10 protein-coding genes are annotated in these 9,421 nt (G+C 69.2%); 5 read left to right on the top strand and 5 right to left on the bottom strand.

What is annotated here, in order from left to right; translation table 11 throughout:
• Positions 1–172 precede the first annotated feature (172 nt).
• Both D7X12_RS35000 and D7X12_RS34995 read left to right on the top strand, forming a co-directional pair.
• Complete coding sequence (locus D7X12_RS35000; protein WP_120629551.1) at positions 173–820, top strand: SanA/YdcF family protein; 648 nt, start codon at positions 173–175, stop codon at positions 818–820.
• Between the two features lie 113 nt (positions 821–933).
• A complete protein-coding gene (locus tag D7X12_RS34995) occupies positions 934–1,212 on the top strand; it encodes a hypothetical protein (protein ID WP_120629550.1) in 279 nt (92 codons plus the stop codon).
• Between the two features lie 84 nt (positions 1,213–1,296).
• Here the strand turns inward: D7X12_RS34995 and D7X12_RS34990 are convergent, their stop codons facing one another.
• Positions 1,297–2,781, bottom strand: coding sequence for a hypothetical protein (locus D7X12_RS34990; RefSeq protein ID WP_120629549.1), 1,485 nt, complete (start codon positions 2,779–2,781; stop codon positions 1,297–1,299).
• 224 nt (positions 2,782–3,005) lie between these two features.
• Between D7X12_RS34990 and D7X12_RS34985 the strand changes: the two genes are divergently transcribed.
• Both D7X12_RS34985 and D7X12_RS34980 read left to right on the top strand, forming a co-directional pair.
• Positions 3,006–3,380 (top strand): thioredoxin family protein, encoded by a 375-nt coding sequence (locus D7X12_RS34985; protein ID WP_120629548.1) that lies wholly within the window; start codon positions 3,006–3,008, stop codon positions 3,378–3,380.
• Between the two features lie 121 nt (positions 3,381–3,501).
• Positions 3,502–4,275, top strand: a complete 774-nt coding sequence (locus D7X12_RS34980) for a hypothetical protein (RefSeq protein WP_120629547.1) — start codon at positions 3,502–3,504, stop codon at positions 4,273–4,275.
• Position 4,276: 1 nt separating this feature from the next.
• Here D7X12_RS34980 and D7X12_RS34975 read toward each other — a convergent pair whose 3' ends face one another.
• The 3 genes from D7X12_RS34975 to D7X12_RS34965 all read right to left on the bottom strand — a co-directional run bounded on the left by D7X12_RS34975 (position 4,277) and on the right by D7X12_RS34965 (position 8,307).
• Positions 4,277–5,239 carry a hypothetical protein gene (locus tag D7X12_RS34975; protein ID WP_120629546.1) on the bottom strand — a complete coding sequence of 321 codons (963 nt, stop codon included), beginning with the start codon at positions 5,237–5,239 and terminating at the stop codon, positions 4,277–4,279.
• Between the two features lie 136 nt (positions 5,240–5,375).
• Positions 5,376–7,238 (bottom strand): ABC transporter ATP-binding protein, encoded by a 1,863-nt coding sequence (locus D7X12_RS34970; RefSeq protein WP_120629545.1) that lies wholly within the window; start codon positions 7,236–7,238, stop codon positions 5,376–5,378.
• Positions 7,239–7,326: 88 nt separating this feature from the next.
• Positions 7,327–8,307 carry a universal stress protein gene (locus D7X12_RS34965; protein WP_208719480.1) on the bottom strand — a complete coding sequence of 327 codons (981 nt, stop codon included), beginning with the start codon at positions 8,305–8,307 and terminating at the stop codon, positions 7,327–7,329.
• A gap of 476 nt (positions 8,308–8,783) precedes the next feature.
• On the opposite strand from D7X12_RS34965, the gene D7X12_RS43545 reads away from it, so the two are divergent.
• Positions 8,784–8,945: a hypothetical protein gene (locus D7X12_RS43545; RefSeq protein ID WP_167508789.1), complete on the top strand. Its 162-nt coding sequence runs from the start codon at positions 8,784–8,786 to the stop codon at positions 8,943–8,945.
• Positions 8,946–9,063: 118 nt separating this feature from the next.
• On the opposite strand, the gene D7X12_RS34960 is transcribed toward D7X12_RS43545, so the two are convergent.
• Positions 9,064–9,270 carry a CsbD family protein gene (locus tag D7X12_RS34960; protein WP_120629543.1) on the bottom strand — a complete coding sequence of 69 codons (207 nt, stop codon included), beginning with the start codon at positions 9,268–9,270 and terminating at the stop codon, positions 9,064–9,066.
• Positions 9,271–9,421 lie beyond the last annotated feature (151 nt).

Here is a 9,421-nt window from a genome sequence, read left to right as displayed (position 1 = left end):
GTATAAGAGACAGGTCCGGGACAGGCCCGGGCGCCCTGCTTGCATGGGTGGGGCGCCGGTCGGCCAGGGGCCGGGCGGGCATGGACACTTCCGGGGTCCGGCCCGCAAGGTTCGCTTTCCGGGAACGGCGGGCCGGAAGAGAATGGACCCTTCCGACCGTTCTGCGGGGTCCATGAAGGCTGGCGGCACGAGCAGGGTGTGGGTGCGCAGGAGCCTGGGGCTGCTCGGGCTGGCCGTGCTCACGACGCTCGCCCTGTCCCAGTTCGTCCGGCTGCGCTACCAGGGCCGCATCGTGCCCCTGACGGAGGCGCCCGAGGCGCCCCTGGCGCTGGTGTTCGGGGCGGGGCTCGCGCCGGGCGCGGTGCCGTCACCGGTGCTGGCGCAGCGGCTGGACGCGGCGATCGCGCTCTGGCGGCAGGGCAAGGTGCAGGCGCTGCTGGTGAGCGGGGACAACTCCGCGCCCTTCCACGACGAGACGCGGGCGATGCGGCGCTACGTGGTGGAGCGTGGAGTGCCGGACGCGGCGGTGCTGGGCGACGAGGCGGGGCTGTCCACCTATGACAGCTGCCTGCGGGCGCACACGGTGTTCGGGGCGAACCGGGCGGTGCTCGTCACCCAGCGCTTCCACCTGTCGCGGGCGCTGTTCATCGCCAACTCGGTGGGCATCGACGCGTGGGGCGTGGCGGCGGACGAGGGCCGCGCGACCCCCTGGCGCTACACGCTGCGCGAGACGCTCTCCCGCGTGCTCGCACTGGGGATGGTGCTCCTGAAGGTGGAGCCCGGCAGCCTCAACAGCCGGCCACCAACAGCCCCTCGCTGAGGCGGGCCGGGCCCGGCAGGCAGGCGTGCGGCTGGGATTGCCAGCCCCGTCCGGGGGTCTCATTTTCGTGGGGACACGGAAGCTTTCTCAACCGTCCCTGTCGAGGAGACCCCATGCGATTCAACAAGCTTGGAGACGAGGATGTGGGCGAGTCCACCTCGCTGCGCCACCGGAACCCCGACACCGGAGAGGACGAGATCAACATCACGGATCAGGACCTGGCCATGTCGCCCCCCATGGAAGAGGAGGCGGAGGCCCGGGACATCCTTCCGGATCAGATCCAGGAGTTCCGCCGGGGCGACGAGGATGAAGAAGAGGAGCGCGAGCTGACCGCGCGGCCGGACGACCCGCGTCCCCGCGTGCATCTGTCCGACCAGCTCCCCGAGGGGTAGGCGCGCCCTCGACCCGAGGGTCGGGGCGGGGTCAAAAAGGCGCGTCCCTCAAGCGGGACGCGCCCTTGTTTCAGAGATGCGGCGTCAGGACCGCCGACGCGTGGACTTCTTCGCCGCGGGCCCGCGGGTTGCCGTCTTCGCGGCGCCCTTGCGAGCGCCGGTCTTCTTCGCGGCGACCGCGCTCCGCTTCGGGGCAGCGGCCTTCTTCGCGGTGCCACGCTTGGAGGCGACGCCCTTCTTCGCGGTGGCGCCCTTCTTGGCTGCCGCGCCCTTCTTGGCTGCCGCGCCCTTCTTGGCGACAGCGCCCTTCTTCGCGGCGGCCTTCTTCGCGGCGCCTCGCGAGGGAACGGCCGTCTTCTTCGCGGCGGCCTTCTTCGCGGCACCACCACGCGAAGGGGCAGCCTTCTTCGCGGCGGCCTTGCGTGCTCCACCGCTTGTCGGAGCAGGGGCGCGCGCTGCGGACATCGCCTTCCCAGTAGCCTTGCGGGCGCCAGCGGACTTGCGGGCGGGCTTCGCTACGGCCTTGCGAGTGGGCTCGGGCTTCGTCGCGGACTTGCGGGCGGGCTCCAGCGTGGGCTCGGACTTCGCTACGGCCTTGCGCGTGGGCTCGAGCTTCGTCGCGGACTTGCGGGCGGGCTCCGTCGCGAGTGCGGGCTTCGCTGCGGCCTTCCGGGCGGACTCCGGAGCGGTCGCGGCCTTCCGCGCGCTTCCCCAGGCCGGGGCGGACGTGGCCTCATCGGACGGAGGCACGATGGCCAGCGTCGCACGACCCTTCTTCGCGGCGGGGGCTCGCGCCGGCTTCGCCTCGGGACGCGACGGCTCGGGCGCCTCGAACAGCTCCTCCTGGGCCCCCTCCTCCTGTGCATCTTCGTCGCTCTCGCGCTCGGAGTCCTCGTCAGCGTCCTGGGCCAGGGCGGCCAGGTCGCGCGAGTAGTCGCGGTCCCTCGCGTCCGTGGGCGGCGCTTCCGTCTCCCCTTCGAAGGCCGTGCGGCGGCTGTCCTCGTCCTCCGCCCCCGTCTCGACCTCCGCGCCGGACAGCGCTCCCTGCAACACGGCGTTCATCGCCCGCGCGAAGGTCCGCTCCCCGAAGCTCTCCACCTCGACGGGGGGGACGAGCACCTCGAGCATGTCCTTGAGCGTGCGGTACAGCCGCATCTCCCGCTTCTCGCTCTCCCAGGTGCCGAAGACCCAGTCGTCCGAGTCCAGCGTCTCCATCCAGCCGGGCAGCGCCCCTCCGCCATCCCCCTGCTCCTCCATCGCGGACTTGCGCGCGACGAACAGGTGACGGTGCGGCCCCTTCAACCCGAAGCGCCACACGCCCGCGACGGGCAGGCCCACCAGGCTCAGCCGGCTCTTCTCCAGGACACTGGGCGCGCCCTCTTCCCCCCGCAGCGGGTACAGGCGCACGTCTCCCTGGAACTCACCGCCGTTGAGCGTCTGGTACAGGTTCGCGAGATCCGCGGGGAACGGGACGCCACACTCCGTTTCGGCACGGCGGACCTCTTCCGCCAGCACCCCCTCCGAGGTCGCCTTCGCCGACTTGCGCAGTGCCTCCAACCACTCGTGCATGACCCCTCCACGACTTCGACAGCCACCGGGGCTCGCACCTTACGGCGCCTGGGCCCCCGTGCGCAGTGTGCATGTCGGGTTTCGTCCACCCGACACCTCCAGGCCTCCCAGGAGACATATCTGGAGAACCTGACACGGCCCCCCCTCCATGCCCCAAGCCCGCCTGCTCCGGGGCCTGCCAGCCAGGGTGGAAGCCCGGACCGCCCCCGGTTAGGAAGGACGGCATGGCGCATCCCGTGAGCTACGAGGCAACAACCGACACCTTCGACGCGCTCGTCCTGGAACCCCGCGACGAGCTGGTGGTGGTGGACTTCTGGGGCCCCGGCTGCCCGAACTGCGACATCTACGCGGCGGCCGAACCCGACCTCCTGGCGGAGCTGGAGGGCGCGCCCCTGCGCGTCGTCAAGGTCAACGCCTACGAGCACGAGGCGCTGGCCACGCGCTTCGGCCTGCACGGCATCCCCACCTTCCTCCTGTTCCTCAACGGGCAGCGGCTGGGGAAGATGAGCCAGTACTACGGCAAGCCGTACTGGCTGGGCGTCATCCGGGACCACCTGCCCGGTGGAGCCGCCCGTCCGGCCCCGGCCAGCGCTCCCTGAACCCCGCGCACGGGTGGCCGCGCGCCCTGACCTGACGGGTAGGGTGCGACGAGAATCGAGCGACCGGCATTTCACCCAGAGGGGATCTCGCCCACACTCTCCTGGATTCGCGGGAGGGTACGTGCCGGTCGATCCAATCAAGTTCGCGACGCTCAAGACGGAAGCGAAGCAGGAAAAGCGGCTGGTCTATCTCTGGGATCAGGCGTCGGACGGACGCATCAGCAGCCGGGGCGGGGTGTGCCTGGGCATGAGCATGGATTGGCTGCGCCGGAAGATGGCGGGCGGAAAGAACTTCGACCACTCCGAATTCGCCAGTCAACAGGCAAGGATGAACCTGGCCACCAAACACATCACCATCCATGACCTGCAACTCAAGGCCCCCTCCATGGCGATGACGATGGAGTATGCCTTGCAGTTGTCGAAGCTGAAGTACGACCCGAAGGCCATCCATTCCAGGTTCCTGTATCTGGCGGACAAGGAGGCGCAGGAGTTCGGATGGAAGGAATTGCAGGCGCTCACCCTCAAGAAGGTGGAGGTGAGCAAGGACCACCCCACCGCCGCCGCGTTCACGTCGATTGTCTCGACCGCCCTGCTCGACATGGAGGATGAACCCCATTCGAAATACCAGGGATTGATCCTCCAACTGGATTCGGAGGAGAAGAAGGTGGGGCATGCGGTGGCCTTCTACATCCACGAGCCGCTCATGAGCGAAGAGGAAGCACTGCGCCGGGGCCTGGGGTTCAAGAGGGTGTACGAGTTCTTCGACCCGAACGTGGGAGAGTTCCGGTTCATCCAGGAACCCAAGGCGCTCGTCGCCTTCCTCGTGAAGCTCTGGGAGGCGCTCTACAACGACATGCCCACGCTCATCCCCCACCAGGTCTGGTACAAGACCTGACCTACTTCTTCTTCAGCGCGTACTGGCAAATCGTGCCGGCCCTGTACTCCTGGGCCAGCGTCGCGGCCCAGTAGATCTGGATGAAGGCGTTGAAGGCGGCGGGGTCGCGGAATGCGAACACGCCGGTGTTCGGGTCGATGAACAGGAGCAGGTCGTCGCTGAACAGGTTCCGGGTCCGGTGGATGCCGACCGCGTGTCCCTTGTTGTCACCCTGCAGGGCGAACAGGTAGCAGCCGGCGGAGGAGCTCGCCTTCAGGGCGATGGCTGCATCCAGCGCCTGATTCTTCTGGACCAACGTGTCCGTGATGCCGCTGCTCACCAGGTTCCGGGTCGTGTAGAGCAGCTTGACCAACAGGAGCGCCTTGTCGGCGTTGTCATCCATGCTCTTCAGGGAGCGTGCACGCTCCGCTTCCCAGTGCGCCCTGATGGCGGGCCGCGCCGCGCCACCGGCGGCGAGGAGCGCCGTGTACTTCTGGAAGAGGAGGTTGTTCTTCTGCACCAGGTTCGCCGCGAGCCTGTACGCCTGCATCGTCCGGGCGTAGTCGGCTTGAAGCTCGCGGTAGAAGTCGTTGATGGACAGCATGTCCTGGTAGAAGGGGACGAGGGAGCCCCCCGTGAGCAGGACGCGGAAGAACTCCGTGACGATGGCATTGCAGACACCTCCCAATGCCTCACGATAGCCCTGCTCGACGATGAGGCCCGCGCGCTCGGAGTCCTGGACGAGCTGCGTGTTGCGCACCTGCCCCGGGTTGTCGCTTTGACCAATCCAGATGACCAGGGTCCCACCCATGCCGCGAGCGGAGTTGGCGTATCTCTCGCGCAGCCGGTGGGGCGCACTGCTCGCCCCTCCGCCCACGACCGCCCTGCCCGCCTTGCAGTGCGGACAGGCCTTGGCGATCTCCGCCTCACCGACGAGGAAGGCGTTGACCACGAACTCCTGCTTGCACTTCGGGCAGTGATACATGGGCGCCTTTCCGGTGAGCCGCTCCGGACAAGAGCCCCTTGTCGGGGGGAACACCAAGGCTTTTCGTCTCACGCCCTGATGGGCCCATCCCCAGGGGACAGCGGGCCTGACTGTCGTTGAGGCGCCGCGCCCCGCCTCACTGGTAGCCGCGCGCCTGCAGCCGGAACAGGTGCGCGTACCGCCCGTCGAGCGCCATCAGCTCGTCGTGGCCGCCCAATTCCTGCACCGTCCCGTTGTGCAGCACGGCGATCTGATCCGCCATGCGCACCGTGGAGAAGCGGTGGGAGATCACGATGGCGATGCGGTCCGCGGCCAGCGCCTGGAAGCGCTCGAACAGGGCGTGCTCGGCCTCCGCGTCGATGCTCGCGGTGGGCTCGTCCAGGATGAGCACCTCCGCGTCGTCGCGCATGAAGGCCCGCGACACCGCCAGCTTCTGCCACTGGCCGCTGGACAGCTCCTGGCCCTTCTCGAACCAGCCGCCGAGCATCGTGTCGTACTGGCCGGGCAGCGCCTCGATGACCGAGTTCGCCCCGCCCTGCTCCGCCGCGCGGTGGATGCGCGGCCGGTCATCCAGCGCGGCCACGTGCCCCAGCCCGATGTTCTCCGCCACGTTGAACTGGTAGCGCACGAAGTCCTGGAACACCGCCCCGAAGCGGCTGCGCAGGTCGCCCACGTCCATGGCCGCCGTGTCCACGCCGCCGTAGAGGATGGTCCCCTCCGTCGGCTCGTACATGCGCAAGAGCAGCTTCACGAGCGTGCTCTTGCCCGCGCCGTTCTCCCCCACCAGCGCCAGCTTCTGGCCGGGCTTGAGCGTCAGCGACACGTTGCGCAGCGCCCACGCGTCCTTGCCCGCGTAGCGGAAGGACACGTCGCGCAGCTCGATGGCGTTGCCCGGCCCCCGGGGCGGGCTGAGCGCGGGCAGCACGCGCGGCGTCTCCCCCGTCGTGGGGATCTCCAGGTAGGCGAAGAGGTTGCTCATGAAGAGCGCGTCCTCGTACATGGAGCCCACGCTGGTGAGGATGCCCTGGAACGCGGCCTGCCCCTGCCGGAACACGGACAGGTACAGCACCATGTCGCCCACGGAGATGCGGCCCGCCGCGGCGCGGCTGGCCACGAAGAGGTAGCAGCCGTAGAAGGCCGCCAGCGACAACAGGCCCAGGCCCAGCCCCCACGCCATGCGCTTGCGCGCGAGCGCCCGGTCCTCCGCGAAGAACTTCTGGAACAGCGTGCGGTAGCGCCCCAGCACCAGCGGCCCCAACCCGAAGAGCTTCACCTCCTTCACGGTGCTGTCACGCGTGAGGATCCACTCCAGGTAGTTGAGCTTGCGGCCTTCGGGAGCCCGCCACGAGTAGAGCCGGAAGCCCTCCGCGGCCAGCCTCGCCTCCGCGATGAACGCGGGGATGGACGCGAGCAGCAGCACGCCCACGCTCCACGGCGACAGCGACACGAGCAGCACCGCGTAGGTGGACAGGGTGATGACGTTGCGCACGATGCTGAACGCCTGCATCACCAGCGACAGCGGGCGCGCGTTCGCCTCGCGCCGCGCGTTCTGCATCTTGTCGTAGGTGTCCGAGTCCTCGAAGTGCTTGAGCTCCAGCTCCAGCGCCTTGTGGAGGATGCGCTCGTTGAGCAGGTTGCCCAGGTGCGCGCGCAGCAGATCCCGCGTGAGCGTCAGCCCCCGGTCCACCACCGCGGAGCCCACCATCAGCCCGAACTCCGTGGCCACCAGCCCCAGCACCCGCGTGTGCGCCGTGGTGTCGCCCTGCGCCGCCGCCACCACCGTGTCCACGATGAGCTTGCCCACCCACGCGATGGCCGCGGGCAGCACGGCCGCCACCAGCGTGAGCAGCCCCAGCACCACCGCGCCCCGGGGGCTCGCCTGCCAGAAGAGGCGGAAGGTGCCGGGTAGCTGCTTGAAGAGAATCCCCGCGTTCTTCAGGCGGGAGCGGAGGGACGGTGGCGGTGGCGTGACGGGGGGTGACAAGGTGCCGCCCCTCATAACGCGCCCCCGGCCGCCGCGCTGGCTTCCCGTTGCTGACGGGAAGACCGGGGACGGCGGAGACGCCTGCTCCTACGCTCCCATGCTCCTAATCATTGGGCACGGAGCGGGACGGGGGCTCACCGTCGGGAAGGACGGCGGACGGGGCGACGTGGCGGGAGATGAGCACGTCGCAGCGCGAGTGCCCCAGCACCCGCTGGATGAGCGCCGGGCCTGGCGGGGCCGACGACATGCCCAGGGTCAGCAGGTCCGAGTCACGCTCGAGCGACTCCGCCAGGATGCCCTCCTGGGGAGCGCCGGTGCGCACGCGGATGCCCAGCTCGCGGCCCGTCTCCCGGTACGGCGCCAGGAAGCGTCCGAGCGCAATCCTCGCCGCGCCCTCGCGCTCCTGCCGCAGCCGGAGCCAGTCCTCCAGCGGCGCGTGTCGCTGTCGGAGGGCCGCCTCCTCCTCGCACGTGTCCGCGACGTGCAACACCTCCACGGGCGTCGAGGACGGGCACAGGCGCAGGGTCAGCTCCAGCGCCCGCCGCGACTCGCGCGAGAAGCTCACCGCGACGAGGGGCCGGTGGTACACGCGGACCGGGTGCGGCACCACCACCAGCACGGAGGTGTCCACCTCGCGCACCAGCCGCATCACCATGCACGCGTCGGGCAGGGACTCCGCCGGGTACTTCATGGAGGGCCGGCCCACCACCAGCACCTCCGCGCCCTGCTCCTTCACCAGCTCCGCCGCCACGCGCGGCGCATCCCCGGTGCGCAGCTCCTCGCGCACGTCCACGTCCGGCCGCTGTCGCAACCGCCGACAGGCGGACGTCACCGCGCGGCGCAGACAGCGCTCTCCGGCCAGCGTGCCGTCAGGCCCGTGGTGGCCATCCAGCGGCGGGCTCACGTGCAGCACGCTCAAGGCCGCCCCTTGCGCCAGCGGAAGCCGCAGCGCCCGCGCCAGCGCGAACTCCGACGGCAGGGAGAAGTTCAGCCCCACCACCACCCGCTTCAGCCCGCGCTGGGCGCGCAGCAGGCCCGCGGGCAACAAGGGCAGACTGCTCCTGGAAGACACGTTCGGTCTCATCTCACTCCCTCCTTCCTCGACCTCGCGGCGCGGACGTCCTGGCCTGGCGGGAACTCCCCTCACGCACGGGCGGGACGGCCGCTGCACGGCGTCACGGGCTGTCGCGTCGCGCGAAGCCCTCATGCACATACATTCAGGCCTGACCGTGGATGTGCCACGCCCCCCGCAGGGACGCTGCTCCCGCGACCGGGCGAAAGGGCCCCCACTGCCCGCCCGTCCCTGGCACGGAGACAGGTCCTCCGTTACGCGTGAGACGAAGGTGTCTGTAACGTTTTCAGTGCGCGCTTCCGTCGCACGCACCGTGACGCGGGCAGGCGTGCAGCCGAGGTCGGCAGTTCAATGCGTTGTAATGTTCAGCCCAGGACATTGGGTCAGGAGAGCAGGTCCCGAAGAACGGCCGGCCCTTTGCAATGACCTTCGAGCGGCAAGTCACCTTGCCATGGGCGGCGGGTCGGACGGAAGCAAGGGAGCGGGACATGCGCGGGGTCATCACCGGACGTGAGGTGGTTGCCAACCTGGGACTCATCTACCGGGAGTTCGGAACAGCCTGTGTGCTGCGCTGTCTCTGGGTGATGGTGAGTGGCAAATCCACCACCTTCCTCGAAGTGGCGTGTCCCTGCGAGAAGATGCGGAACTGAAGCAGGGGCGCGTCCCGAAGAGACAGCCCGGTCACAACAGCGGGTTGGAAACAGAGCGGGCCGCGGGAAGCACACTGGCTTCCGCGGCCCGAACGTTTTTCTGGAGGCTGGCGCCTGACTACGGCCGATTCAGGTCGGCGTCGCGGCGCGGCGCATTGTCGCCGTCCACCGCGTCCTTGATGACGCGCTTGGCGTCCTCGACCTTGCCCTTGATGTTGCCCTTGAGCGTGTCGGCCTTGCCCTCGGCCTCGAGGGACCGGTCACCGGTTGCCACGCCCACGGTCTCCTTCACCTTGCCCTTGGCCTTGTCCGTCCACTCACCCATGGCGTCCTCCTGATGTCGTTGTGTGAAGCGTTGGTGGAGAGAACCTGGGCACGGTGCGCGCGCCTGACACTGACAGGCGGTGACGCCACGCCTGCCCGGCTGCCCTCCCTGTCTTGTCTATTATACACATCTGACGCTGCCGACGACTAGT

The sequence above is a fragment of the Corallococcus sicarius genome (assembly GCF_003611735.1).
Classification (GTDB): Bacteria; Myxococcota; Myxococcia; order Myxococcales; family Myxococcaceae; genus Corallococcus; species Corallococcus sicarius.
Note: the sequence above shows the minus strand (reverse complement) of the source record. Positions and strands in the feature narration are given on the sequence as shown.

Excerpts from the sequence above, each read along its gene's own strand:
- D7X12_RS35000 (WP_120629551.1), top strand. The coding sequence starts at position 173 with ATGAAGGCTGGCGGCACGAGCAGGGTGTGGGTGCGCAGGAGCCTGGGG.
- D7X12_RS34995 (WP_120629550.1), top strand. The coding sequence starts at position 934 with ATGCGATTCAACAAGCTTGGAGACGAGGATGTGGGCGAGTCCACCTCG.
- D7X12_RS34990 (WP_120629549.1), bottom strand. The coding sequence starts at position 2,781 with ATGCACGAGTGGTTGGAGGCACTGCGCAAGTCGGCGAAGGCGACCTCG.
- D7X12_RS34985 (WP_120629548.1), top strand. The coding sequence starts at position 3,006 with ATGGCGCATCCCGTGAGCTACGAGGCAACAACCGACACCTTCGACGCG.
- D7X12_RS34975 (WP_120629546.1), bottom strand. The coding sequence starts at position 5,239 with ATGTATCACTGCCCGAAGTGCAAGCAGGAGTTCGTGGTCAACGCCTTC.
- D7X12_RS34970 (WP_120629545.1), bottom strand. The coding sequence starts at position 7,238 with ATGAGGGGCGGCACCTTGTCACCCCCCGTCACGCCACCGCCACCGTCC.
- D7X12_RS34965 (WP_208719480.1), bottom strand. The coding sequence starts at position 8,307 with ATGAGACCGAACGTGTCTTCCAGGAGCAGTCTGCCCTTGTTGCCCGCG.
- D7X12_RS43545 (WP_167508789.1), top strand. The coding sequence starts at position 8,784 with ATGCGCGGGGTCATCACCGGACGTGAGGTGGTTGCCAACCTGGGACTC.
- D7X12_RS34960 (WP_120629543.1), bottom strand. The coding sequence starts at position 9,270 with ATGGGTGAGTGGACGGACAAGGCCAAGGGCAAGGTGAAGGAGACCGTG.